Genomic DNA, 23,725 nt, shown 5'->3' with positions numbered 1-23,725 from the left:
CGGAACGATTTCATCAGTTTTCCCTGCAACGATGGCTGCCGCTGTTGGAGTCGATCCACGGTGTGTAGATCGTCTTGCCGTCGGGCCCGGTCAGCTTGATCTGCAGGCCACACAGGTAGGCGTTGGTGAAGCTGCCGTAGGCGCCGATCCGGGTCGCGCGGGTGTAGAAGTCCACGAGGTCCCGGAGGTTCTGGTCGAGCTGGCCCTTGTCGCCATCCACGTTGGCGATGGTGCGGCCGAACTGGTCCACAGTGGTCTTCAGCGCTGGCCTGGCCTGATCGAGCATCGTGGTGAAGGAGTCGGCCACCGAAGCGATCTTGACCAGCGACGACCCGATGGTCTGCCGGTCCGCGGCGAGTCCGCTGATCAGCTGCTGCAACTGCGTCAGCGTCGTGGAGAACTGGGCGTCGTGCTGGTTCACCGTGCCCAGCACGGAATTCATGTTCGTGATCACGCTGCCGATGACCTGGTCCCGGTCCGCCAGGCTGTTGGTCAGGCCACCGATGTGGGTCAGCAGCTCCTGAATGGTGCCGCCCTGGCCCTGCAACACATTGATCAGCTCTTGGGACAGCTGGTTGATCTGGTCGGGTTGCAGGCCCTGGAACAGCGGCTGAAAGCCGCCCAGCAACGAGTCCAGGTCCAAGGCCGGCACGGTGCGCGACACCGGGATCGTGGTGCCGGCCGCGAGTACTGTGTCCGAGGTGCCCTTTTTGGACAGTTCGAGGAACCGGTCGCCGACGAGATTCTTGTACCGGACCGCCGCGTGGACGTCATCGGTAATGGGAAGTCCCTTGTCGACGGCGAACGTCACGTGCGGCACGTTGTTGACAATGGAGATGCTGTCGACCTCGCCCACGCGGACGCCTGCCACGCGGACCTCGTCCCCTTGGCGTAGTCCGCTGACGTCGCTGAACGAAGCGGCGTAGGTGTTCTCGTCGGAGAATGTGGTGCCGGACAGCTGAATGGCCAGCAGCGCGACAATCACGACTCCGATGGCGGCGAAGACGGCCACGCGGACCAGGTCTCCCCGCACCGCGATCGCCGATGACCGCTTCATTTCGCTCCTTGGGGACGGCTCGTGGGATCGAGAAGAAGTTGCAGCGGCGGGTTTCCGACCTGAATAGAGTCCGAACCGGGGCCGCTGGGCGGAACGTATCCGTTGCCCGGAGTCACGATCTCGGGCGCCGGCACCGGCGTATTGGCAAGGTTGGGCAGTCCGTGACAGTTGGGCCCGGACTGCGCATTGACCTCGGGGAGGTCATCCGGGTACTTGTAGGGCTCCTTGCCGGGAAGGACCTGGACAGTCAGCACGCCGTACGGCGCCTTGCCGCCCAGCGCCGGCTCGAGGAGGCGCCGGGCGTTGTCTTCACCTTCGAGGAAGCAGCTGATCTCGGGCGAGTACTCGTGCAACAGGCCGGTTGTGGGCTCCAGCAGGTGCAGCATATCGATGAGCTTCCGCCCGTTCTGGTCGAACAGGTCGGTGCCGGTCGCGCCGAGGCGATCGAGCTCCTGCAGGAAGCTGTGCAGTGCCGCCTGCTTGTCGGTCACGGTCGCGCCGATCCGGACCGCGTTCCGCAGCGTCTTGAAGAAGTCTGGCGAGATGTCGGCGTACAGGTTGCTGACCTTGCCCACCTGCACCAGATCGTAGTCGAGATCGGGCAGCGCGGGGTTGATGGCGGCTAGGTAGGAATTGACCTCGGTGAGGAACTGTCCGAGCTGGTCGCCCCGGCCCCGCAACGCCGAAGAGACCGCTTCCAGCGTTCCGTTCACCTCGCTCGGTTTCGCCGCTGCCAGTACGTTCATCAGGTTCTGGAACACGGTGTTGATCTCGGTCCCGACGTGGTCGGCAGTGAGCACGCTGCCGTCGCGCAGTCGAGCCGTCGTCGGCGCCGACGCCGAGGGCGGCATCAGCTCGATGAACTTGTTACCGAAGGCGGTTTCCGGGCTGATCGCGGCGGTCGCGTTCGCGGGAATCACCGAGGCCTGGCCCGGATCGAGACGCATCACGATATCGACGGAGTCGCCGTTGAGCTTGACCCCGGACACGGTGCCCACTTGCACGCCGTTGTACTTGACCCGGTCCTTCGCGGCCATCAGCAGGCCCGCGCGATCGGATCGCACGGTCACGGTTGTGGTCGGCGTGAACGACTCGGTGAACATCGCCCAGACCAGCGCGAGGACCCCGGCGAACGCGACGATCATGCCAAGGCCGGCAAGCCTCTTGGTCACCGGCGAGGCAAGGGTGAGATTCGGCATGTGTGGGTCCTATCCCGAGATCCGCAGGGTGTCGTGGGCGCCATAGACCGAGAGAGCGACGAGAAGGGTGACGATCGTGACGCCGATGAGCGAGGTCCGGACCGCTCGTCCCACGGCCTCACCGACCCCGGCTGGACCGCCCGTCGCGGTGTACCCGTAGTAACAGTGGACGAGGATGACCACCACGGCCATCGCCAATGCCTGCAAGAAGGAATAGAGGATGTCGACCGGCTGGAGAAAGGCGAAGAAGTAGTGAGTGTATCCGCCGGACGAGACGTCGTAGAAAAGGACGGACACGGCCTCGTAGCCGACGTAGCTGAGGATGAGGGCCAACGCGTAAAGGGGAACGACGGCGATCAGGCCGGCGATCAAACGAGTGCTGACGAGGTAGGGCAACGAGGGCACACTCATTACCTCGAGCGCATCGATCTCCTCGTTGATCCGCATCGCGCCGAGTTGCGCGGTGATCCCGGTGCCCACGGTCGCGGCCAGACCAGCGCCGGCGATGATCGGCGCGGCAAGCCTGGTGTTGATGAACGCCGAGGCGAAGCCGGACAGCGCGGTCAGATCGACCTGGCGCAGCGCCTGGTACGCCTGCACGCCAGAGCTGGTACCGACAAAGAACGTCATGAATCCGGTAATGGCAACGGATCCGCCGATCATGGCCAGCGCACCGCTTCCCATGCCGACCTCGGCCACCAGCCGGGTCTGCTCCTTTTTGTACCGGAACACCGCACGGTAGACCCAGGCGAACACGCGCAGGTAGAACGTTCCCTGGTCGCCAAGTGTGTCCAGGAGACGGACCGGCGCACCCGCGGTGTGTTTGAAGCGGCTCAGCATCGACTCGTTACTGTTCTTCACCGTAATCGTCCTCCCAGTACCGCTACTTGCCGACAAGCCCGAGGTTGTACGGCAACGCCGTGAGGAAAAGGTTCGCGACGAACAACATCATGAACGAGTACACGACGGTCTCATTGACGGCGTTGCCGACGGCCTTCGGCCCACCCTTGACGCTGATTCCGCGATAACAGCCCACCAGTCCGGCCAGCATGCCGAACACGATCGCCTTGCATTCGCTCTGGATGAGGTCGGGGACGCCGACCAGGAGGTTGAGGCCGGACACGTACAGAGCGGGCGAGGCCCCCTGCACGTAGACCGAGAACACGAAACCTCCCGCGAGTCCGATAAGGATGATCAGCGCGTTGAGGATGGCCGCCGTGAAGACCGATGCGAGCACGCGCGGCGACACCAGGCGGTGCACGACGTTGATGCCCAGCACCTGCATCGCGTCGATCTCTTCGCGGATCGTCCGCGCCCCCAGGTCGGCGCAGATAGCTGTGGCGCCGGCCCCGGCGACGACGAGTGTCGCCACCACCGGCCCGATCTGGGTGACGGTGGCCAGCGCCGCACCGGAGCCACTCAGGTCGATGGCACCGACCTCACGCAGAACCTGGTTGAACTGGAACGTGACCAGACATGTCAGGGGAATGCCGACGAAAATCGCCGGCCCGATCGAAACCCGCGCGATGAACCAGGTCTGCTGCACGAACTCGCGCCACTGCAGCGGCCGCTTGAACATGACCCGGAAGGCTTCGATCGCCATCGCGAAGAAGCCGCCGAGTGGCGTCATGAGCCGGGCGAACGTGCTCGTCGACGGCAGGAAGTCGGTGTCGACCGACGACTGGCCGGGAAGGGCTGACGTGGTGGAGCGCGCGGTCATCGACCCTCACCCCGTACCCGCGCCCCAGCACCGGTTGATCCACAAGGGATCGGCATCGGCACGGCGCCGCCCGCGACGGAACGAGCGCCGTGCGTCTTGTCCACAGTGAACGATGGGCGCCCGACCGATGACAGACCGTCCGCCGGCCCGTCGACCGCGACGAGCAAGTCCCGCAAATTCACGCTGAAATCCGTTCTCTCGCAACGTCCGGTGCGCCAAAGAACACCACAGCGTGCTCCAGCGCACCATCGTCGAAGCTCCCCAGCCACAGACAAGTCGCATGACCGTATGGGGAGAATTCTCAGTAGATGGCCCTGTGATCGGGGCCACCGTTGGAGTGCAGAGTAACATAAACCAGATTCTGTACAAGTCTCAATTGGGTTCAGATCGAGATCTCGCACATCCGTAGGAACGCTAATTGTTGCCCGCCGCCAAGATGTAGCCGGATAACCGGCGGAAACTCTGCTGCTGAGCAGGTACAGCTAGTACTTCCCAGCGCGACAGCATCACCCGTTCGAGCTACTTTTGCCGGCCATCGTGACCGCACGGTTCGCGCGGATCCACACGTGACTTGGCCGACTTGGTACCATAATTGTAATTATGTCGGCGCGAATGACGGCGTACTGGATCCGCGAGTCCGAATGCGACAGAGACCTCCCCCGCGCACCTGGTCGACAGCCCATGGCGCTACCCTCGGATTCCGTACCATGCACTATTTCGCGCAAGCCGCGCCAGGGGCTGCATGTTCGCGGAGATGGCCGGCGCACCCGCACGGCCGGTGACTCGCACGCAACGCTTCGCACCCGGGGCCTCCACGTCAGCCGCCAGAGAGGCAGGGCCTGCCACCTCGAACGGTCGACATACTAACTAGTGACTATTCACTTTACAAGTGGTCGGCGCCGTCGGTCCTCCGGGCTCGATACGCGGCCCGTCCCTCGAGCCCGATCACGACTCGCGGACGCTCCCGGCTCGCGATCGGCCCGGCGCGAGGTGCGCTACTTCCGCTTCTTGATCTTGCTATAGGCGTCGTTGATCCGCGCGACGATGTCCGGATGCCAGATCACCTCGCGGTAGGCCAGGGTCTCGTAGGTCAGTGCGCTGATGGGATCCAATCCCGGCGATGTCCGCGCCATCTCCTTGTTGTTCACCGCGGACTTCACGGTCGTCCCGGCGATCGAGTTCGCGAGCGCGGTCGCTCGTTCGACGACTTCGCCGGCCGGCACCAGGCGGTCGATCAAGCCGATCCGGAGTGCTTCGGCGGCGTCGACACGGTCACCCGAGAAGGTCAGCAGCTTCGCCTGGCTCAGGCCGACGATCCGCCACAGGGGCGAGAAGTAGGGCGTGAGCCCGAACTTGATCTGGGGATAACCGAAGATCGCGTTCTCGGCACCGATCCGGATGTCGGTGAACACCGCGATGTCGCAGCCGCCGCCCAGCGCGGGCCCGCCCACAGCGGCGATGGTCGGCTTGCGATAGTCGAGCAATGTCCCGTACGCGCGCAGGCACGTCTCGGAGTAGATCGACCGCGTCTGCTCAGTGAATCCCGACTGCAGGTCGAGGTCCAGGCCCGCGCAGAACACGTCCTCGCCGCCGGTGAGCACCACCGCGGCGACATCGTCGTCATAGGCCCAGGCGTCGAGCTGGTCGATCATGTCCGTCATCAGTTCAACGCTGAGGGCGTTGCGGCGGTCGAGCCGGGTGAAGGCGATGGTGCCGACGCCATCCTTGACTGTCGCGGCGATGTTCCCGTATTCGGTCATGTGATCGTCCTTTTGATCCGTGTCTTTTCTACGAAGAGATGTCTTCGCGACCGGCGAGCCGCGCGTCGGGAACGGAGGTCACGGCGACGGCTTCGATGTCGGCACCCGAGGCGAGGGCGAGCTCGATGTCCATCGTCGAGAACTTCTCGCTGCCGCGATTGATGATGTCCTTGCTGCGGCCCCGGCGTGCCGGTATTCCGCAGCCAACTTCGACACCGTCGTCATTGACGGCTCCCTTCTGGTCGTACCGGCGCTGGCCGCTGCTTGACAGCCGGGACACCACTCGAATCTAGTTACTTTTCACTAACATGGCTTCGGGTTACGAGAGCCGTTCGGTCGCCTTGCTCCGTCCCGATCGCAGCGCGGCGAGCCCATCCGCGAGGCGCCGGGTGAACAGGCCGCGTTGGATGAGGTCCGCGGTGACGCGCAGTTCGTAGGCGGTCGCACCGATGTGGTCCATGTTGCTCGCTCGCAACGCGACCTCCTTGAGCACCGTCGTCAGCTCGGCACCGGCCTCAGCGATGTGCCGGGCGAGGCGCATGCCGCTCTCCCGGACGGTGCCCGCCTCGACCACTTCGTCGACCAGACCCACCCGGTGGGCCTCTCGGGCGTCGATCGGGTCCCCGGTGAACAGCATCCGCCGGGCCCGCTGTGCGCCGACCTTGCGCAGCATTCCGTGGTAGAACCCATTCATCGCGTACTTGACCTGGGTCGAACCGAAGGCAGCGTTCTCCGATGCGATGGTGATGTCGCACATGTTCGCCAGGTCCATCCCGTATCCAGGGGCGACGCCGGCGACGGCCGCGACGGTGGGCTTGCGGTAGTCGTAGACGGTGGTCATGAGCTTGCAGGCCAGGTCGTTGAATCGGATGAGGTCGTCTCCCGTGACCTCTTCGAGCACGTCGAGTGCCCAGCCGGCGCAGAAGTAGTCCTCATTGCCCACCAGCAGGACCGCGGCCACCCTGTCGTCTTCGGCCCACTCCTTGAGCGCGGCGATGATCTCGCGATGCAGCTCCCAGCCGAGAGCGTTGCGTTTCTCCGGGTGATTCAGCTGGATCACGCCTACGCCGTCCTCAATGGAGGTAACAAGGTACCGGTAGTCGCCCACTGTTAAGTCCTTCCTGCGTGAATTCGGGCGGTGAGTTCCGCCGACTGCTCTGCGGCTGCCACTGTCGTCACGCGGGGTCCCGATGACCGACGGCGCGTGGCAACTCCACATTCAGCGCCGCGTGCGCGAGGGTCTCGAGTTCGGCACCGATGTTCGTACGCGTGTGCAGGCCGCCGACGCGCACGACGTCGTTCACAATGCCGCGGGCCGCGTGGACGAGAACCAGACTCGCCGGCTCGCTCAGCTCGGGCCGGCGCCGGCGTAGCGCCGTGGCCCAATCGGCGACGTTCGCCGTCAGCTCCGTCCGAATCCGGCGCCCGTCCTCGGGCGGTAAGTTCACCGCCTCGGTGACATAGACGCCGAAAAGTTGGCGTTGCCGCACGCCGAGGTCGATGTAGGCGTGAACGAGCGCGTCGAGCTCCGCATCGTCCGCGCGCCGCACCCGTTTGGCCGCGAGCTGGTGGGCCGCCCTGCTGAACGCCGACACGAGAAGGTCGGACTTCGTGGCGAAGTGGTAGTAGATACTGGGACCGGTCAGCCCGACTTCAACGGCGATCCGGTCGAGGGTGACCGCCGCATAACCGTGATCGTGGAACAGGGTGATCGCTGTCTCGAGAAGCTGCTCGCTCCGGGGCCACGGCACGGGCTCCTGCTTCGCCGCCGCCGACACCGAAGTCGGCCTGGAGTCGGGAAGCTCCGCCTGTGCGACGGCGACTCCGGCGGCGGTGAGAATCCGCTGATAATCCTGCGCTGGAACGCGTAATCCGCTCACCGACGGGCTGGCGAGGACGCCGAGCACGGCCGTCACCAGGAGCGAAAGCTGACCTTCGTCGGCTTCGGGCCGCTCGGCCCGTATCCGGGCGGTCAGCCCAGCCACCAGAGCGTTGAACCGGGCCCGGACAGCCAGCCGCTCCGGCTCGTCCAGGTGCCGGGCTTCCCGCTGCAGCAATGCCCAGAGGTCACGCCTTTCGAGCGCGGCGCCCGCCAGGTTGAACAGCACGTCGGCCAGCGGCCGCCCAGAGCGCTCCAATGCGGCGTCGACCAGGTCGAGCCCACTTTCCACGACCGTTGCCAGCAATGCCTTCTTACTGCGGAAGTGCCGGTAGAGCGCGGGCGCGGTGATACCGACCTGCCTGGCCACATCGGCCATTGCCACGCCGTGGAACCCGTGCCGGTGGAAACACCGCGCGGCGGTATCCACCAGTTGCCGCCGGCGCCGTGCTGCCGCGGGGCGTGGCGTTCCGCTGCCGTATCCCCTTCGCACTGTCGCCTCCGCCACTTCCGCGCCTTTCACTCGCACAGGTCCCGATCCTGCTTCTCATTCGGCTTAGTGAATGTTAACTTGATTGGAGTCGCAGTCAAGGACCAGTGTCCACACCGGAAGGAAGCGCCAGCGATGCCGAAGTCGCCGTCGACACCGGAAGCGTTCATCTACCACGCGACCGTCCACAGGGCCACCAACGGAGAGGACTACCAGTGACCACGCAGGACGAACTGCGCCCGCTGGCGGGGCGGACCATCCTGATGTCGGGCGGAAGCCGCGGTATCGGCCTCGCCATCGCCCTCCGCGCGGCACGCGACGGCGCGAACGTAGTGCTGCTGGCCAAGACCGACAAGCCCGACCCTCGGCTGCCCGGCACCGTGCACACCGCGGTCGCCGACATCGAGGACGCGGGCGGGAAAGGGTTGGCGGTCGTCGGTGACGTGCGCAAGGAAGAGGACATCGCAGGCGCGGTGGAGCGGGCGGTCGCGACGTTCGGCGGCATCGACATCATCGTGAACAACGCGTCGGCCATCGCGCTGTCCCCATTGGGCGAACTGCCGCTCAAACGCTACGACCTGATGCTCGACATCAACGCGCGTGGCACATTCGCGCTGACCAGCGCCGCGTTGCCGCACCTCTACAAGTCCGATAACCCGCATGTCCTGACCCTGTCCCCGCCGCTGAACCCGGATCCCGTCTGGCTACATCGGCACGCGCCCTACACGATCAGCAAGTACGCCATGAGCATGCTCACCCTGGGGCTGGCCGGCCAGGACCATCCCCGGCCGCTCGCGGCGAACTGCCTGTGGCCGCGCACCACGATCGCCACCGCCGCCGTGCAGAACATCGTCGGCGGTGAGGCGGCGATGGCCGTGTCACGCCGTCCGGAGATCATGGCCGACGCCGCGCACGCGATCCTGTCGCGTAAGGCCGAGGACTGCACCGGCAATTGCTTCATCGACGAGGACGTCCTGCGCGCGGAAGGCGTGACCGACCTCGCCGCCTACCGCTACGGCAGCGCCACCGAAGCCGACCTCAAGCCCGACCTGTTCCTGCCCGGAGCCGAAAATGCGTGACGTCGGCCGAACGATATACGACGAGCAGCACGAGCTCTTTCGCGAAACGGTACAGGCTTTCATCAAACGCGAAGTCGCGCCGCACGACGAGAAATGGGAGCAGCGCGGACTCGTCGACCGGTCGCTGTTTCGCAACGCGGGCGAGGCGGGACTGTTGTTGTTCGCCACCCCGGAGGCATATGGCGGCTCGGAAATGAATGACTGGCGCTTCAGCGCGATCGTGGACGAGGAATTCGGCCGCGCCGGATACTCCTCGGCCGGCCTGTCGCTCGCGCTACAGAACGACGTCGTCGGACCGTACCTGCTCGACCTGACCAGCGACGAGCAGAAGAAGCGCTGGCTTCCGGGCATGACCTCAGGCGAGCTCATCGGCGCCATCGCCATGACCGAACCCGGTACCGGCAGCGACCTCACCGGCATCGCGACCCGCGCAATCCGCGACGGCGACGACTACGTGCTCAACGGCTCGAAGACGTTCATCTCCAATGGCCAGAACGCCGACGTCGTCGTGGTCGCGGCGCGCACTTCCGACGACAAGCACCGGGGACTCACCCTGTTCGTCGTGGAGCGGGACATGCCGGGTTTCAAACGAGGACGCAACCTCGACAAGCTCGGCCTGCACGGACAGGACACCAGCGAACTCCACTTCACCGACGTGCGCGTTCCCGTGGCCAACCGGCTGGGCGAGGAGGGGCAGGGCTTCTTCCAGCTCATGCGCAACCTGCCCCAGGAACGGCTGTCCCTGGCGGTCACCGCGGTGTCGGCCGCCGAAGGTGTACTGGCCCGCACGATGGAGTACGTGACGGAACGACGCGCGTTCGGGCAGCCGATCGGCACCTTCCAGCACAACCGGTTCCTGCTTGCCGAACTCCACACCGAAGTGCACATCGCCCGCGTCTTCGTCGACCACTGCGTGGACTTGCACGCGCGTGGCGAACTGACCGCCGTCCAGGCCGCAAAGGCCAAATATTGGTGCACCGAGCTGCAGGTTCGCGTCGCCGACCGCTGCCTGCAACTCCACGGCGGGTACGGCTACATGCGCGAGTACCCGGTGAGCCGTGCATACGCCGACGCACGAATCCAGACGATTTACGGCGGCACGACCGAGATCATGAAGGAGATCATCGGCCGCGACCTCGGACTGTGAACCTGATCGGAACACGCAGTTCCCCAGCACCGCACTCAGGAGTTGAGCATCATGATCGACAACGCGGTCGTCGACGCGACCTTCCTCCGGACGTACGCCACCGACTGGCTCGCCGCATGGAACTCCCACGACACCGACCAGGTCCTCTCGGTCGTGCACCCGGACATCGAGTGGGACGACACGGTGTTCTGGCCGGAAGTCATCCGCGGCCGGGAGGCACTGCGCGAGTATGTCGAACGGGTTTGGAAGGCAATGCCCGACGTCCGCTTCGAGGAGATCCAGCTGTTCACCGCACCCAAGGACGGCCGCGGGGTCGTCCTGTTCCGACAGGAAGGCAGCGGACCGCCGCAGCTGGACCCCACGCGCCGTTTCAGCACCTACGGCTGCGATATCTTCCTCGAATTCACCGACGGCCTGCTCTCCCGATACCTCGGCCAGTACGAGATCACCGACATGATGCGACAGCTCGGTGCGCTACCTCCGCGTGGCGGAAAGGTCGGCGGCGCGTACCTGCTCTCGCTGCTGCACCGTCAGGCTTGAGCGCCGAGCGCACCCGAACGCGGGTGCTAGTCAGGCGTCGGGCATCGACGCCTGCCGGGTGCACGCCGCCTGCCCCAACGCGGCCAGCCGGCGGCTCGCGTCTTGCCCTGGCGCGTCCACCGCCGCCTTCACATAGGCGATGGCGGACCTGGGCATCCGGGAAATCTGTGCCGCGTAAGCGTTCGCGGTGGCGGGCGCGTCGTCTCAGTCCGCACGCCGCCCCGTCACGGTCGCGGTAACACACGGGCGCCCGGATCCATCCCGTCCGGTCACCTCGACCACACCGAAAGAGCGACCGGCATGAACGGGTCTGGCTATCGCGGACACCGGAGACCCGAGCCCAGGTGACCGCAGGTAACTGACATGGACATGAGCTGTCCGCAGGCCAGTGTCCGCCAACACTTCGCCCGCCGCGAGCTCGACAATGCTCGCCCACACTCCGCCGTGCAGCACCCCGTAGTCGTTCGTCCAGAGTCCTGGCTCCACGAGATCCGCGCGTGGATCGCCGTTTTCCGCGCCCAGCCGGACACCCAGGTGCGCGGCGAAGTTCACGGCCGACGGCCGCTCATCACCGTTGGCCTCACCGGTTTCGACCTTCTCCTGCGGCGTCCGGGCCGGAACGTATTGGACCCGCGTAGTACCGACGGCGAGCAGCGCGCCACGCTGGTCGACCAACTCGGCCTGCGCGAACCCGCCTCGCGGCCCGCTGTCGGTCACCCAGCCGTTGACGTGCAGCGTCTCGGTCTCCCAGCCTGGGGCCACGACGATGTCGAACGTGAGTTCTGTCGTGAGCGCCCAGTGCTCGGCGGGCGCGACGGCATACAGGGCTTCCCCCATGACGTGATCGAACTGCACGCCGGCCGCGCCGGCCTGCTGGCCGCCGTGAGCGCTGTCCATCCACGGGCCAACGTGCGAGACCGACTGGAGCAGCTTGCCCTCCGTCCGGCAGGCGGTCAGGCCGAAATGTCGCTCCACGACGCCAGGCACACACTCCAGCGACGCGCCCCGCACCAACTCCCCATCGCCCGCACACAGCAAAGACATCGCACTCCTCCAAAGGCGCCTACCCGTCCCCGCAAGGATAGGTGAGTTAACATTCACTAGCTGAGCGGTCCTCGATCGGCGGGTGGTCAACACACATCGGTCGCACGCGGACCAGGCAGAGATCCCATTCGGGCACCACCGCCGCGGCGCACGCGGCTGGTCGAGCCTCGCAGTGGCTCACCCGGCGATTGAGCGCCCGTCAATCCCCCGGCACCCTGACAGCCGCGTCAAGCGGGACAATAGGCAGCGACGACCGGGCACCCTCCGGCTTCGACATGAAAGGCAGGGAGTTGGCCGCGTACAAGAGCGCACCGGTGACGGCGGCACGCCTCACCGCCGCCGAACGCCGGGCCCGACTGGCGGAGGCGGCCGCGCGCCGGTTCCAGGACCTCGGCTACCACCGTGTCGGGCTGGCGGACGTCGCGGCCGACACCGGGGTGACAGCGCCGGCGGTCTACCGGCATTTCCGCAACAAGCAGGCCCTTCTGGCCGGCGCGATCGCACACGGCATGGACCAGGTCGAGGCGACACTCGCCCGTACCGCCGACGAGTCACTCGAGCAGATGGTCGCCGCGATCGCCGACCTGGTGCTCGACCGGCCGTACCTGTGGACACTGCTTCAGCGGGAGGCTCGCTTCCTGACTGCTGACTCGCACGCGGAGATCCAGCGCCAGTTCGATCGTGTGATCGACGAGTTCGCCCGCCGTCTCCGCCGGCGTCGCCCCGGGCTCGGCCTCAAGGACGCTCGACTACTCGTCACGGCGGCCACATCGGCCCTGGCAGGCCCTTCCTTGCCCCGGTCCGCGCCGCGGTCCCTGGTCGCCGCCGAACTGGCCGGTGCGGCGATGGCGATTCTCCTGATGCCCATGCCGGTGGCGCCGATGCCTGCGCAGAGCCGAGCCGGCAGGCGAAGGACAACCGCTCCACAGGACCCCGCGGACTCGCGGCGGGACGAACTGCTCGACGCAGCCATCGAGTTGTTCTTCCGTCAGGGCTACTCGGCGGTGAGCATCGACGACATTGGCTCCTCTATCGGCATCACCGGGCCGAGCATCTACCACCACTTCCCCACGAAGGCCGACATCCTCGTCGCGGCATTCGACCAAGCAACCGAACGCCTCGCCGCGGAGCACGACGACCGCGCGGGCGAGCAGGACCATTCACTGGCCGGGTTGATCGGCACGTACGCCGACTTCTGCCTCCGCAACCGCCGGCTGGTCGGAATCTATGTCTCCGAGGCGATCAACCTCCCGCCGGACTCCCAGCGCCAGGTCAAGAACGCATTGCGCGTCAGGGTCACGGACTGGACCGATGCTTTGACGTCCGAGCACCCGGACGTGGAGCAACGGACCGCGCGGATCCGCGCGCACATCGCGCTGACCGTGATCGATGACGTCGCGCGCCTTGGCCACCTCCACACCCGGCCTGCCATCTCGGCCGAGATCCGCGCCGTGGCCACGGCTGTCCTCACCGGGAATCGACCGGCGAGCGAGTAGGACACCGCCGGCCCACGTACCGGCTCGCGGTCCTGGCAAGTCACCAACCGCGGGAAAGCCCGCCGTCGACGAGGTGCTCGGTGATCAGCGCGACCGGAGTACTACGAGCGTGCGTCAATGCCGCCGGCCCGGGCGGTGAGCAGGGCGGCGACCTGGACGCGGGAGGTGAACCCGAGCTTGGTCAGGATGTTCTCCACGTGGGTGTCGACCGTGCGCACCGCGATCACCAGCTCCTCGGCGATCTGCCTGTTGGTCTTCCCGCTCGCCACCAGCTCGGCGATCTCGCGTTCCCGTGGCGTGAGGGGCAGGTCCTCGCGGTCCCCCGCCGGGCCCGGGCCGGTGGAGGTGGCTTTCCCCGAGGCGTACGCGACCGCGCGGTCCCTCCCCAGGCCGCGCCCGACCTCCAGCGCCTTGTCGAAGGCACGCTGCCCCAGCGATTCGCGCGCGTGACGTGTGTGGTCACCGTGCCACTCGCGCAGCTGCGGGTAGCCGACGAGGTGCGCGCCGAGTGGCTCGGCCACCGCCTCGCTGGCGCCGATCAGCCGGACGCCCCGCTCGGCGTCGCCGCTGTCGATCGCATGCCAGCCAAGGAACTCGAGGGCGAAGCTGATCCCGAGCGGGTCACCGACCGCGTGCTTGCGGGTGAGTCCTTGGGTGAGCAGGGTGCTCGCGTCGGCCTGCCGGCCGCCGAGGTGCGCGGCAAGCCCCAGCAGGATCTCGCACCATGACAGCAGCCAGTGTTCACCGTGGCGGGCGCAGAGCTGCCTGCCTTCCTCGAGCACATCGATCGCGGACACCAGCTGCTTCTCGTAGCACCGCACCGCGCCGAGGTGGATCAGCGCTTCGGCCAGGACAGCGTCGGCCGCGGGCAGCCGCCGTCCCAGCCGCACCGCTTCTTCGAAGTGGGCGATGCCCTGCTCGTGCTGGCCGAGGAAGCTTGCGGCCAGACCGCGCACAAAGCTGGCGTGGGCCGCGCCGTCCAGGTCGCCGAGCGCCGCGGCGAGCTGGTCGCACTCGTCCAGCAGCGGCAACCGGCCACCGGGTCGCCGCCGGTGATGGCGAGCCAGGCGTTGATCCACAGCGCCCGGACGCGTTCCCTGGTCGGCTCGGTGTCGGCGGCCAGCAGCCGATCGAGCCAGTGCCGCCCCTCGACCTGCAGGCCGCAGCCGGCCCAGAAGTGCCACAACCGGCCCGCGATCCGCAGGCCGACGGTTGCTTCGCCGGGCTGGGTGAGGCAGAACTCCAGCGCCGCACGGAGGTTGGCCTGGTCGGCGAGCGCCCGTCCGAGCAATGCGGCCTGGTCCGGGCCGAAGGAGTCGGCGGCCAGGTCCTCGGCGAGTTGGGCAAAGTAGTCGCGGTGGGCGAGCGGGGCGAGCTGCTGCTCGTCTAAGTCCCGCAGCCGCGCCCGCCCGTACTCGCGGATCGTCTCCAACATTCGATAGCGGCTGCCGTCGAACGTCACGATCGATTTGTCGACCAGCTCCGACAACGCCTGCGAGATACTCGCCGCCGTCAGGCCGGGCCCGGCGCACACGGCTTCGACCGCGTTCAGGTCGGCGCCGCCGGCAAACGTCGACATCCGCGCCCACAGCCGCCGGGCCTCGGGCGAGCACATCTCGTAGCTGTAATCCACCACCGCGCGTAACGTTCGGTGACGACGTGGGGCGGTGCGGTTACCGAGGGTCAACACGCTGAAGCGGTCGTTCTGGCGGGTCAGCAGTTCGTCGATCGACAGCGCGCGGCTGCGGATCGCGGCCAGCTCGATCGTCAGGGGCAGCCCGTCCAGATGCCGGCACAGGGCACACACGGACCGCTCCTGCTCCGGCGAAAGCGAGAAGTCCCCACGCACGGACGACGCTCGCTCGACGAACAGGCGGACGGCGTCGTACCTGTCCGGCCACGCTGTCGCGTCCCCATTCGTCGGGACCGACAACGGCTGTACCTCGAACAGCACCTCCCCCTCGATGCGCAACTGTTCCCGGCTGGTGGCCAGCACTTTCAGGTGCGGGCAGTTGCGCAACAGGTCCGTGATGAGCTTCGCGCACGCCTCGACCATGTGCTCGCAGTTGTCCAGCACCAGCAGCAAGTGCCGATCGCGCAGATAGTCCGACAGCTCCGCGACACCGATTCCCGCACTACCCTCCGGGCGGGAAATCACCGACATCACGGTCAACGGGAGCAGATCCGGCTGTGTCAGCTCGGCGAGCGGCACCAGCCACGCGCCGTCCGTGAAGGCCGACTGCAACTGCCGTGCGACGTGCAGAGCCAGGCGGGTCTTACCCACCCCACCGGTGCCGGTCAACGTCACCAGAGGCGACGCCGACAGTAGCCGCTTGATCTCGCCGCTTTCCGCCCGCCGCCCGACCATGCTGGTCAGCTCGGCGGGCAGCTTGCCCTGTCTCCCCCCGGGTGCTCTTGGCCATAGTGCCGCCTCGATGCCCAGTGCCCGTCAATCCACACATCGTACGCGGGGCAACCGCGGCTCCAGGTGTGGCCGAGCGAAGATGCGTGACGTGAACATGAGCGCTGTCGGCCAGTTCGGCCTGCCCGAACCCACGGGCCGTTGCTCGTCACCAAGCCGGCGGCATGCAGTGTCTCGCCCTCCCGCGGCGGGGCCACGATGATGTCGCGGCCGCCCGTTGGCCGTTACCCAGAACCCGTGCGATCCGATGGCGGTCGCCTGCCCGGGCCTCGGCGACTCACCAACCGTGGGAAAGCCCGCCGTCGACGAGGTGCTCGGTGCCGGTGATGTAGCTCGATTCATCTGAGGCGAGGAACGCGACCAGTTGGGAGATCTCGTCGACATTGGCGGCGCGGCCCAGCGGAACGCTCTTCAGGCGCTCGGTGTGCGTCGCCGAAGCGAGCATCGGCGTGTCCACGAAACCGGGATGCACGGTGTTGACGCGGATACCGTACTGCGCGAGCTCGATCGAAGCGACCTTCGTCATGCCGCGCAGCGCGAACTTGGCCGCCGCGTAGGCGAAACGGAGCGAGCTCACGGCATGCATGCCGACGATCGAGGAGATGTTGACGATCGAGCCACCACCCGCGCGCTTCATCGGCTCGATCGCTGCCTTCATGCCGAGGAAGACGCTGTTCTGGTTGACCTCGATGACCCGCCGGTATTCGTCCTCGGTCATGTCCTCCAAGGACTTCTGCAGGTCGATCGCGGCGTTGTTGACCAAGATGTCAACCCGCCCGAACGCCTCTTCCGCCGCCTTGATCACGGTTGCCCAGTCCGCGGCCTCCGTCACATCCTGCTGAACGAAAGTGATCTTGCCGCCGATCTCCCGCGCGGTCTGGTGCCCCAGCTCATTGTTGATGTCGCTGATGACCACGGCCGCGCCCTCGGTGAGCATGCGCCGGGCATGTGCGGCCCCCTGCCCCTGCGCACCCCCGGTGATGATCGCGACCTTTCCGTCAAGCCGCCGCATTTCGCGCCTCCTCTCCGAGCCGGCCGGCCGCGCCCCACTGCGCGGCTCCGTCCCGGCCCACTCATTCTATCTGACACACGTCAGATAGAGGCGCGAAGCGTGGTTAGGATCGAGCAGCATGGACCCCCGCTTCCGCCGCACCCGCGAGCGGCTGCGCGCCGCTCTCTACGAGCTCGCCGCCGTCCGGCCTGTTGCCGACGTCAGCGTCGCCGAACTCTGCCGCATTGCCGGGATCACCCGCGACACCTTCTACCGGCACGCCAAGTCACCGGTTGACCTGCTTGCCGACTTCCTCGGTGAAGAGGTCGCCCCCATCACCGAGACCCGCCCGGAAGAGACGGCTTCCGATCGTGACATCTGGACGTCGATGGTCGCCGCGGAAACGGCGCTGCTCGAACATGTCGTGGCGCGCGCGGCGATCTACCGGAACGCGATGAACCCACACCTGATCGCACCGCTGCGGGATCGGCTCGAGGCACTCATCCGCGACTCGCTGATCAACCGCGCGAACCGCCGCCCCGAAATCCTGCCCGGAGCCGTCGCGGCTGCCGGCCAACGGGGCATCGAGGTGGCGGCAGCCTCCGCGGCGGCGGGCAATATCGGCGCCATCGAGGTCTGGCTGCGAGGCCGCGACCTCGACATCAGCCGAGACCTGGGATTGATTCTCGCGGCCGCACCGGCGTTCTGGTGGGGCACCCCGCCAGACGATGATCCCCGCGACAGCCGCGTTTCCGGGTCCCCGATCGCCTGACAGCAATGCGATGGGAAGTCCCGGCTTCCCCACAAGCGGCTGACTCACCGACCGCCCTTTCGATCAGGGAAGTGGCCGGGTGTCGCGGGCGGAGAAGTCGATCACGACCCGCCCGGACACCGTCCGGCCACGGAGCGCCTGCGCGGCGCTCGGGATCCCGTCACGATCGACGACAAGGCCGACGCCGGCGTCGAGCTCGCCCTTGACCAGCAGGCGCCGGACGCGCTGCCAGGAATCCTCCAGCAAGTCCGGCGATCCGGCGAGCAGGTTGGCGACGTGCAGCCCGCCCACGGTGACGGACCGCTGCCAGAGGAACGGGAGCTTGAGCCGGCGGGGCGGGGTGCCGGACGAGGCTCCGATCGTGACCAGCCGCCCCAGGGGCGCCATCACCTCCGCGGTGCGGTCGAACACTTCGCCGCCTACCGACTCCAGCGCGACGTCGATCCCACGGCCGGCGGTCACCTCCCGCACCAGTTCGGGGAACTCCTCGTAACCGGTGACGTGGGTGGCACCCAACGCGGCAGCCTCCGCCTGCCGGGCGGCGGACCCGGCCGTCGCGACGACGGTGTCGATGCCGCTGGCGCGGGCCAGCTGGATCGCGCTGCGGCCCACACCCCCGGCGGCGGCATGGACGAGCACCGACTGCCCCGGGACAAGACCGCCCACGGTGAAGAGCCCGACGTCAGCGGTCAGAAACGACGTCGTGATCGCCGCGGCGTCGATATCGGTCAGCTCGTCCGGGATGCGCCGGACGAACCGGGACGACGCCGCGACCCGGTCGGCGAAGGCCGCCGGGCGCGGGAGGAAGCCGAAGACCCGCTCCCCCACCGCGAACCCGGCGTCCGGCCCGGCCTCGACGATGGCCCCAGCGAACTCGTGACCCGACACGAACGGCGGATCCGGGACCGCACCGACGTAGCCCCCCTCCTGCTGGAGCACGTCGCTCCAGGCGAGCGCTGCCGCACGCGGCTCGACGACCACCCCGTCCCGAGGGCAGGCCGGCTCGGGGTATTCCTCCCAGGAGGCCGACCATTTCCCCGAGCCGGTCCGGACCACGTAGGCCCGCACGTCAGCGGCCCCAGGGCGCCAGCAGGTGGGTGTAGTCCTTGCCGGTGACCGCGCCGACCGTGAGGCAAGCGCCGTGGCCGACACCGTCGGTCGCGATGCCCCACTGGGCCACGTTGTCGCCGGTGTGGAACAGGTTCTTCAAGGTCGGGTGCACGACCGGGAGCCGGCGATCGCCGAGCTGCCCCGGCGAGATGGACATGCCGTACATGTCCTTCGCCTTGGTGAAGTAGCCCCATTCGTAGACGTCGTCCCACTGCGGGTACTGCTTGCGGAAGAAGTCGTAGATCCGGTCGATCAGGGTGGCGATCAGGTCGTCGTTGTCGATCTCCGACGGGCCGAAGGGGTTCTTCGGGTACAGCGAGATCCAGGTGTTCATGAGGCACTTGCCCTCGGGCGCCCTGGTCTTGTCGGCCTCGCTCGTCTGCTCGAACGAGAAGATCGAAGCGTCACCGATGACGCCGAGGTCCTCGGTACCGGGCAGCCTGCGAATGCTGAAGTCGCCCGCGCGGCCGTCGCCCTTCTCGATCGGCTCGGTCAGCCCCATGAAGCCCAGTAAGCCGGACAGCGGGAACTGCGACTCGATGCGCTGACGGAAGTCCAGCGGCCAGTACTTGTCCGGCAGCACCCGGCCCAGATGCCGCGGCGGCACGTTGTTGATGATGACGGGCGCGCGGAGCTCCTTCTCGAGGCCGGCGTCGGTCTTGACCCGGACACCGACCGCGGTGTTGCCCTCGACCAGGATCTCCCGGACCGGGTGCGACGTGAGGATCTCGCCGCCGTTATCGGTGATGACCTCGGCGAAGATGTTCGCGACGACCTTGAACCCGCCGGTGACGACGCCGCCACCGCCGCCCTTCTGGAAGTGCGTCCCCGCCATGTTGTTCATGTTGTTGACGCGGATGATCTCGCCGGCCGAGACGGTCCGGGGGTCGTTCAGGCCCGCCGAGTAGCAGCCCATCAGGCCGTAGTAGTCGATGACGCGCTGATCGGTGGTCAGCGAACGCAGGAAGGCGTCGTAGTCCACGTGGTCGTAGGCGTGCGACTCCTCCTTCGAGATGCGCGAGGTCTCCCACGCCACGCGGCGGCGCTCGTCCTGCGACTCCTTCGGCCAGCCCGCGGCGATGGCGCCGATCTGCTGGAAGCGGCCGTCCTCGTAGTACAGGAAGCCGACGGTCGGCGAGATCGGGATCTTCTTGCCGAGCGCCTGCGCGATCTGGGCGAAGCGGTTGCGCGGCCCGACCGACATCTGGTGCCAGCCGGTGTCGAGGATGTAGTTCTTGAACAGGCCGTGCTTCTCCATGATCGTGGAGAAGTCCGGATCGGAGTACACGATCTTGGAATGCCCGCACGCGGCGAGGCTGGTCTTGTACTCCTCCTCCGTGATGTCGGGGTTGTGCGGGTAGCCATAGGACATGATCTTGCCGCCGATGTCGGCGTTACGTTCCAGTACGAGGACCTTCTTGCCCTCCATCTGGGCGAGCATGGCTCCGCAGATCAGGCCGCCGAGGCCGGATCCGATGATGATGACATCGTGGTCGGACATCGTTGTTCTCTCCGTGGTTCGGTCGGGCTGGCTAGTTGCCGTTGACGAGGACGCCGCGCAGATTCACGCCGTCCTTCATGTCGGCGTAGCCCTTGTTGATCTCCTCGAGCTGGTACGAGCGCGAGATCTGGTCGTCGAGGTTGAGCAGGCCGCGCTGGTACAGATCGAGGAGGCGGGGGATCTCGTCGTTCGGATTCGCCGACCCGGACAGCGAGCCGACGATCTGTTTCTCCCGCATGGTCAGGTCGAACAGGTTGAGCGTCAGCGGCTGCGGGCCCGCTGCCGCGAGACTGCAGAGCACGATGCGCCCCAGCTTGCCGGTCATCCGCAGGATCGGCTGCAGCACCTCGCCGCGGGTGGCGTCCATCGTCACGATCACGCGCTGGGCGAGGCGCCCCTTCGTCTCGGCCTTCACGAGGTCGTAGGCCGCCTCGATACTCTCCGCGACGTGGGTCGCGCCGAAGTGCAGAGCGAAGTCCCGCTTGGCTGCCACGGGGTCGACGCCGACGATCGTGCGGGCACCCGCGAACCTGGCGGCCTGCACCGCGTTGACACCGACGCCGCCTACCCCGATCACGACGACGTCGTCACCGGGCTTGATGCCCGACGCGTGGATCACCGAGCCCCAGCCGGTGATGACGGCGCAGCTGACCAGGCCCGCCTGGGCGAACGGGATGCCAGGGTCGAACGGGATGGCCTGGGACTCGTGAATCACGGTGTGCCGGGAGAAGGTGCCCAGCAGGCACATCAGCGCCAGGTCCTCGTCGCGCGCGTGGTGGCGGGCGGTCTGGTCCTCCAGCTGCTTGCCGGAGCCCATGATCCCGAGCCGGTCGCACTGGTTCTGGTGCCCGGAGGCACACGCCGGGCACCGTCCGCAAGACGGAACCGAGGAAAACGTGACGTGGTCCCCTGGCTTGACGCGGGTGACGCCCTCGCCCACGCGCTCGACGACGCCCGCGCCCTCGTGTCCGCCGATGATCGGCAGGGCCGATGGCAGGGCGCCGGTGGCGAGGTGACCGTCGGAGTGACAGAGCCCGGTGCTCTCCATCCGGATCAGGACCTCGTTGCGGCGGGGCTCGTCGAGCTCGATGGACTCGACGCTCCACTCCTCGCCTCGGCCCCAGAGCACTGCTGCTTCGGTCTGCACGTGCCCTCCTAGAATCCGCGCGGCATGCCGAGCTTGCCGGCGATGAAGTTGCGGGACATTTCGCTGGTGATCGGGGCGATCTTCCAGAGCCGGGCATCCCGCCAGTACCGCTGCATGTCCGTCTCGGCGGAATAGCCCAACCCACCGAGCAGCTGCAGCCCGATGTCCGCGGCCTGCACGGCGTACTCCGAGCAGATCATCTTCGCCATCGTCGCTTCCATCTCGCACGGCTTGCCCTTCGCCAGCAGCCAGGCGGCGTGCCGGGAGACGAGCTCGGCGGTGTGCCGCCAGGCGGCGATGTCCACGACCTTGTGCTGCAGCACCTGGAAGTGGTCGATGGTCTTGCCGAACGCCTCGCGCTCCGACAGATAGCGCAGGGCGTCCTCGAGCACCCCGTCCAGGATGCCGGTCGAGCAGGCCGACAGCAGCACCTTGTCCGCGTTCAGGCCGGCGGCGATGCCCTTCCAGCCCTTGCCGCGCGGGCCGACGATGTTCTCCGCGGGCACCCGGACGTCGTCCATGAAAACCTCGTACGACGCCAGCGAACGCACCCCGAGCTTCGGGATGTGTCGCTTGTCCAGGCCCTTGCTGTTGGCCGGCACCATGATCAGGTTGGTGCCCTTGGACTCGCCGTCATCGCCGATGTTGCGGGCGAGGACCATCAGGTAGTCGGCGTGGCCCGCCCCGGTGGACCACATCTTCTGGCCGTTGATGACCCACTCGTCGCCGTCGAGCCGGGCGGTCGAACGCATGCCGCCGAGCAAGTCGGTCCCACCGCCGGGCTCGGTGATCGCGATGGCGAACTTGATCTCGCCGGTCGCCATCTTCGGGAGCAGTTCCTTCTTCTGTTCCTCGGTCGCGGCGGCGAGCAGCGTCAGCGTTCCCCCGACCGCGGGAGCCAGCCAGATCGCGATCAGGCCACCCAGGTTGCGGGTTAGTTCCCTGGCGGCGATCGCCTGGGTGAACACCGTGCCGCCCTGGCCGCCGTATTCCTCGGGGATGCCGACGCCGTGATACCCGGCCTCGGACAGATCGTCCCAAAGCTGTTGCGGGAACAGCTCATCCGAGGCCTCGATCTCACGGGCACGGCTCTTCGGGTACTTCTTGTCGACCCACTCACGGGTGGCGTCCCGCCACGCGAGATCGGTCTCGTCCAGATCGAAGTCCATCGTGCCGCCCTTCAGTACGACTTGGGGAGGCCGAGCTTGCGCTCGGCGAGGTAGCAGAGAATGAGCTCGGGGCTCACCGGCGCGATCCGGGTCAGCTTGACCTCACGCCACAGCCGCTCCACGTGGTACTCCTTGGAGTAGGAGTAGCCACCGAGTGCCTGCATTGCCCGGTCCGCGGCCTGGAAGCCGTACTCGCCGCCCAGGTATTTCGCGGTGTTGGCCTCCGCACCACAGTCCAGGCCGCGGTCATAGAGCGAGGCACCGCGCAACACCGTCAGCCAAGCCGACTCCAGCCGCGCATAGCTGTCCGCCAGCGGGAACTGCACGCCCTGGTTCTGGCCGATCGGCTTGCCGAAGACCATGCGTTCCTTGGCGTACTCGACGGCGATCTCCAGCGCCTTCCGGCCGATCCCGATCGCCTCGGAGGCGACGAGCAGGCGCTCGGGGTTGAGCCCATCGAGGAGCAGCTTGAAGCCCTTGCCCTCCTCGCCGACCATGTCGCGATCGGGAACGCGCAGGTCGTCGATGAACAGCTCGTTCGAGTCGACCGCCGCGCGGCCCAGCTTCTCGATCTCCCGCACGTCGATGTGGTCGCGGTCCAGGTCGGTGAAGAACAGCGTCAGACCGTCCGCCTTCGACTTGCCCTCGGCGGGCTCCCGGGTGCGGGTGAGCAGCAGGATCTTGTCCGCGACCTGCGCGGTACTGATCCACACCTTGCGGCCGTTGACCACCCAGTCGCCGCCGTCGCGCACCGCGCGGGTGCGCAGGCTGGTGGTGTCGAGCCCGGAGTCGGGCTCACTGACCCCGAACGCCACCTTCATCTTGCCCTCGATGATAGCGGGCAGGTTCTCCCGCTTCATCTCGTCCGAGCCGTGCTTGGTCACCACGTTCGTGCCGAACACGTTCATGTGGACGGTGCTCGCCGCGCTCAGACCACCACCGCGGGCGATGCCCTCCATCATCATGACGGCCTCGGAAATGCCCAGGCCCGCGCCGCCGTACTCGGCGGGCTGTGCGATGCCGAGCCACCCCTGCCGCGCGGCGAAACCGAAGAACTCGTCCGGGAACTCGCCCGCCTTGTCGATCTCCCGCCAGTACTCCAGCGGGAACTTCTTCATGCCGTCGTCCACGGCGGTCTTGATCGCCACCTGGTCCTCGGACAGGTCCCAAGGATGCTGGCCGTTGTCGCTCATGTCGTCTTC

Annotated in this window: 23 protein-coding genes; 5 read left to right on the top strand and 18 right to left on the bottom strand. The window is 67.2% G+C overall.

Annotation, left to right across the window (positions count from 1 at the left end; genetic code table 11):
- Positions 1-13: 13 nt before the first annotated feature.
- The 8 genes from HFP15_RS03525 to HFP15_RS03490 form a co-directional block, all read right to left on the bottom strand.
- Complete coding sequence (locus HFP15_RS03525) at positions 14-1,057, bottom strand: MCE family protein (RefSeq protein WP_168511391.1); 1,044 nt, start codon at positions 1,055-1,057, stop codon at positions 14-16.
- Positions 1,054-2,256: an MCE family protein gene (locus HFP15_RS03520; protein WP_168511389.1), complete on the bottom strand. Its 1,203-nt coding sequence runs from the start codon at positions 2,254-2,256 to the stop codon at positions 1,054-1,056. The genes HFP15_RS03525 and HFP15_RS03520 overlap by 4 nt, the downstream gene beginning before the upstream one ends.
- A gap of 9 nt (positions 2,257-2,265) precedes the next feature.
- Positions 2,266-3,096 (bottom strand): ABC transporter permease, encoded by an 831-nt coding sequence (locus HFP15_RS03515; RefSeq protein ID WP_168511387.1) that lies wholly within the window; start codon positions 3,094-3,096, stop codon positions 2,266-2,268.
- A gap of 43 nt (positions 3,097-3,139) precedes the next feature.
- Complete coding sequence (locus HFP15_RS03510) at positions 3,140-3,976, bottom strand: MlaE family ABC transporter permease (protein ID WP_168511385.1); 837 nt, start codon at positions 3,974-3,976, stop codon at positions 3,140-3,142.
- A 995-nt stretch (positions 3,977-4,971) separates the two neighbouring features.
- Positions 4,972-5,736, bottom strand: coding sequence for an enoyl-CoA hydratase/isomerase family protein (locus tag HFP15_RS03505; protein ID WP_168511383.1), 765 nt, complete (start codon positions 5,734-5,736; stop codon positions 4,972-4,974).
- 28 nt (positions 5,737-5,764) lie between these two features.
- Positions 5,765-6,016, bottom strand: a complete 252-nt coding sequence (locus tag HFP15_RS03500) for a hypothetical protein (protein WP_168511381.1) — start codon at positions 6,014-6,016, stop codon at positions 5,765-5,767.
- Positions 6,017-6,055: 39 nt separating this feature from the next.
- Complete coding sequence (locus HFP15_RS03495) at positions 6,056-6,844, bottom strand: enoyl-CoA hydratase/isomerase family protein (protein WP_168511379.1); 789 nt, start codon at positions 6,842-6,844, stop codon at positions 6,056-6,058.
- A gap of 67 nt (positions 6,845-6,911) precedes the next feature.
- Positions 6,912-8,108, bottom strand: a complete 1,197-nt coding sequence (locus HFP15_RS03490) for a TetR/AcrR family transcriptional regulator (RefSeq protein WP_168511377.1) — start codon at positions 8,106-8,108, stop codon at positions 6,912-6,914.
- A 212-nt stretch (positions 8,109-8,320) separates the two neighbouring features.
- Between HFP15_RS03490 and HFP15_RS03485 the strand changes: the two genes are divergently transcribed.
- The 3 genes from HFP15_RS03485 to HFP15_RS03475 are packed head-to-tail and all read left to right on the top strand — an operon-like array spanning position 8,321 to position 10,871.
- The gene (locus tag HFP15_RS03485; RefSeq protein WP_168511375.1) at positions 8,321-9,184 is read left to right on the top strand and encodes an SDR family oxidoreductase; all 864 of its coding nucleotides are present in this window, start codon (positions 8,321-8,323) and stop codon (positions 9,182-9,184) included.
- On the top strand, positions 9,177-10,331 hold the full coding sequence (locus tag HFP15_RS03480; RefSeq protein WP_168511373.1) for an acyl-CoA dehydrogenase family protein: 1,155 nt from the start codon (positions 9,177-9,179) through the stop codon (positions 10,329-10,331). The genes HFP15_RS03485 and HFP15_RS03480 overlap by 8 nt, the downstream gene beginning before the upstream one ends.
- 51 nt (positions 10,332-10,382) lie before the next feature.
- Positions 10,383-10,871 carry an ester cyclase gene (locus tag HFP15_RS03475; protein WP_168511371.1) on the top strand — a complete coding sequence of 163 codons (489 nt, stop codon included), beginning with the start codon at positions 10,383-10,385 and terminating at the stop codon, positions 10,869-10,871.
- A 30-nt stretch (positions 10,872-10,901) separates the two neighbouring features.
- Here the strand turns inward: HFP15_RS03475 and HFP15_RS43365 are convergent, their stop codons facing one another.
- Entirely contained in the window at positions 10,902-11,027 is a 126-nt protein-coding gene (locus HFP15_RS43365; RefSeq protein WP_281355472.1) for a hypothetical protein, read from the bottom strand.
- A gap of 48 nt (positions 11,028-11,075) precedes the next feature.
- Entirely contained in the window at positions 11,076-11,915 is an 840-nt protein-coding gene (locus HFP15_RS03470; protein ID WP_168511369.1) for a PaaI family thioesterase, read from the bottom strand.
- 275 nt (positions 11,916-12,190) lie between these two features.
- Here HFP15_RS03470 and HFP15_RS03465 point away from each other — a divergent pair, with 275 nt between their 5' ends.
- Complete coding sequence (locus tag HFP15_RS03465; protein WP_168511367.1) at positions 12,191-13,411, top strand: TetR/AcrR family transcriptional regulator; 1,221 nt, start codon at positions 12,191-12,193, stop codon at positions 13,409-13,411.
- 101 nt (positions 13,412-13,512) lie between these two features.
- Here HFP15_RS03465 and HFP15_RS42120 read toward each other — a convergent pair whose 3' ends face one another.
- The 3 genes from HFP15_RS42120 to HFP15_RS03455 all read right to left on the bottom strand — a co-directional run bounded on the left by HFP15_RS42120 (position 13,513) and on the right by HFP15_RS03455 (position 16,845).
- A complete protein-coding gene (locus HFP15_RS42120; RefSeq protein WP_210716709.1) occupies positions 13,513-14,301 on the bottom strand; it encodes a helix-turn-helix transcriptional regulator in 789 nt (262 codons plus the stop codon).
- Positions 14,247-15,779, bottom strand: coding sequence for an ATP-binding protein (locus HFP15_RS42115; RefSeq protein ID WP_210716708.1), 1,533 nt, complete (start codon positions 15,777-15,779; stop codon positions 14,247-14,249). Before HFP15_RS42115 ends, HFP15_RS42120 begins: the two co-directional genes overlap by 55 nt.
- A 331-nt stretch (positions 15,780-16,110) precedes the next feature.
- Positions 16,111-16,845 carry a glucose 1-dehydrogenase gene (locus HFP15_RS03455; RefSeq protein ID WP_168511364.1) on the bottom strand — a complete coding sequence of 245 codons (735 nt, stop codon included), beginning with the start codon at positions 16,843-16,845 and terminating at the stop codon, positions 16,111-16,113.
- Between the two features lie 118 nt (positions 16,846-16,963).
- Between HFP15_RS03455 and HFP15_RS03450 the strand changes: the two genes are divergently transcribed.
- Positions 16,964-17,596, top strand: coding sequence for a TetR/AcrR family transcriptional regulator (locus HFP15_RS03450; RefSeq protein ID WP_168511362.1), 633 nt, complete (start codon positions 16,964-16,966; stop codon positions 17,594-17,596).
- Positions 17,597-17,659: 63 nt separating this feature from the next.
- On the opposite strand, the gene HFP15_RS43775 is transcribed toward HFP15_RS03450, so the two are convergent.
- The 5 genes from HFP15_RS43775 to HFP15_RS03425 are packed head-to-tail and all read right to left on the bottom strand — an operon-like array spanning position 17,660 to position 23,716.
- A complete protein-coding gene (locus HFP15_RS43775; protein WP_168511361.1) occupies positions 17,660-18,664 on the bottom strand; it encodes a zinc-binding dehydrogenase in 1,005 nt (334 codons plus the stop codon).
- Position 18,665: 1 nt separating this feature from the next.
- Complete coding sequence (locus HFP15_RS03440) at positions 18,666-20,207, bottom strand: phytoene desaturase family protein (protein WP_168511359.1); 1,542 nt, start codon at positions 20,205-20,207, stop codon at positions 18,666-18,668.
- A gap of 31 nt (positions 20,208-20,238) precedes the next feature.
- The gene (locus tag HFP15_RS03435; RefSeq protein ID WP_168511357.1) at positions 20,239-21,354 is read right to left on the bottom strand and encodes an NDMA-dependent alcohol dehydrogenase; all 1,116 of its coding nucleotides are present in this window, start codon (positions 21,352-21,354) and stop codon (positions 20,239-20,241) included.
- Between the two features lie 8 nt (positions 21,355-21,362).
- On the bottom strand, positions 21,363-22,523 hold the full coding sequence (locus HFP15_RS03430) for an acyl-CoA dehydrogenase family protein (RefSeq protein WP_168511355.1): 1,161 nt from the start codon (positions 22,521-22,523) through the stop codon (positions 21,363-21,365).
- A gap of 11 nt (positions 22,524-22,534) precedes the next feature.
- Positions 22,535-23,716 (bottom strand): acyl-CoA dehydrogenase family protein, encoded by a 1,182-nt coding sequence (locus tag HFP15_RS03425; RefSeq protein ID WP_168511353.1) that lies wholly within the window; start codon positions 23,714-23,716, stop codon positions 22,535-22,537.
- Between the last annotated feature and the right edge of the window lie 9 nt (positions 23,717-23,725).

This window comes from Amycolatopsis acididurans, assembly GCF_012328925.1.
Classification (GTDB): domain Bacteria; phylum Actinomycetota; class Actinomycetes; order Mycobacteriales; family Pseudonocardiaceae; genus Amycolatopsis_E; species Amycolatopsis_E acididurans.
This window is presented reverse-complemented; position numbering and strand designations above follow the sequence as displayed.

What these genes read in the sequence shown, in the direction of transcription:
- HFP15_RS03525 (WP_168511391.1), bottom strand. Translation starts at nt 1,057, where the DNA reads ATGAAGCGGTCATCGGCGATCGCGGTGCGGGGAGACCTGGTCCGCGTG.
- HFP15_RS03520 (WP_168511389.1), bottom strand. Translation starts at nt 2,256, where the DNA reads ATGCCGAATCTCACCCTTGCCTCGCCGGTGACCAAGAGGCTTGCCGGC.
- HFP15_RS03515 (WP_168511387.1), bottom strand. Translation starts at nt 3,096, where the DNA reads ATGCTGAGCCGCTTCAAACACACCGCGGGTGCGCCGGTCCGTCTCCTG.
- HFP15_RS03510 (WP_168511385.1), bottom strand. Translation starts at nt 3,976, where the DNA reads ATGACCGCGCGCTCCACCACGTCAGCCCTTCCCGGCCAGTCGTCGGTC.
- HFP15_RS03505 (WP_168511383.1), bottom strand. Translation starts at nt 5,736, where the DNA reads ATGACCGAATACGGGAACATCGCCGCGACAGTCAAGGATGGCGTCGGC.
- HFP15_RS03480 (WP_168511373.1), top strand. Translation starts at nt 9,177, where the DNA reads ATGCGTGACGTCGGCCGAACGATATACGACGAGCAGCACGAGCTCTTT.
- HFP15_RS03475 (WP_168511371.1), top strand. Translation starts at nt 10,383, where the DNA reads ATGATCGACAACGCGGTCGTCGACGCGACCTTCCTCCGGACGTACGCC.
- HFP15_RS43365 (WP_281355472.1), bottom strand. Translation starts at nt 11,027, where the DNA reads ATGCCCAGGTCCGCCATCGCCTATGTGAAGGCGGCGGTGGACGCGCCA.
- HFP15_RS03470 (WP_168511369.1), bottom strand. Translation starts at nt 11,915, where the DNA reads ATGTCTTTGCTGTGTGCGGGCGATGGGGAGTTGGTGCGGGGCGCGTCG.
- HFP15_RS03465 (WP_168511367.1), top strand. Translation starts at nt 12,191, where the DNA reads ATGAAAGGCAGGGAGTTGGCCGCGTACAAGAGCGCACCGGTGACGGCG.
- HFP15_RS42115 (WP_210716708.1), bottom strand. Translation starts at nt 15,779, where the DNA reads ATGGTCGGGCGGCGGGCGGAAAGCGGCGAGATCAAGCGGCTACTGTCG.
- HFP15_RS03455 (WP_168511364.1), bottom strand. Translation starts at nt 16,845, where the DNA reads ATGCGGCGGCTTGACGGAAAGGTCGCGATCATCACCGGGGGTGCGCAG.
- HFP15_RS03450 (WP_168511362.1), top strand. Translation starts at nt 16,964, where the DNA reads ATGGACCCCCGCTTCCGCCGCACCCGCGAGCGGCTGCGCGCCGCTCTC.
- HFP15_RS03440 (WP_168511359.1), bottom strand. Translation starts at nt 20,207, where the DNA reads ATGTCCGACCACGATGTCATCATCATCGGATCCGGCCTCGGCGGCCTG.
- HFP15_RS03430 (WP_168511355.1), bottom strand. Translation starts at nt 22,523, where the DNA reads ATGGACTTCGATCTGGACGAGACCGATCTCGCGTGGCGGGACGCCACC.
- HFP15_RS03425 (WP_168511353.1), bottom strand. Translation starts at nt 23,716, where the DNA reads ATGAGCGACAACGGCCAGCATCCTTGGGACCTGTCCGAGGACCAGGTG.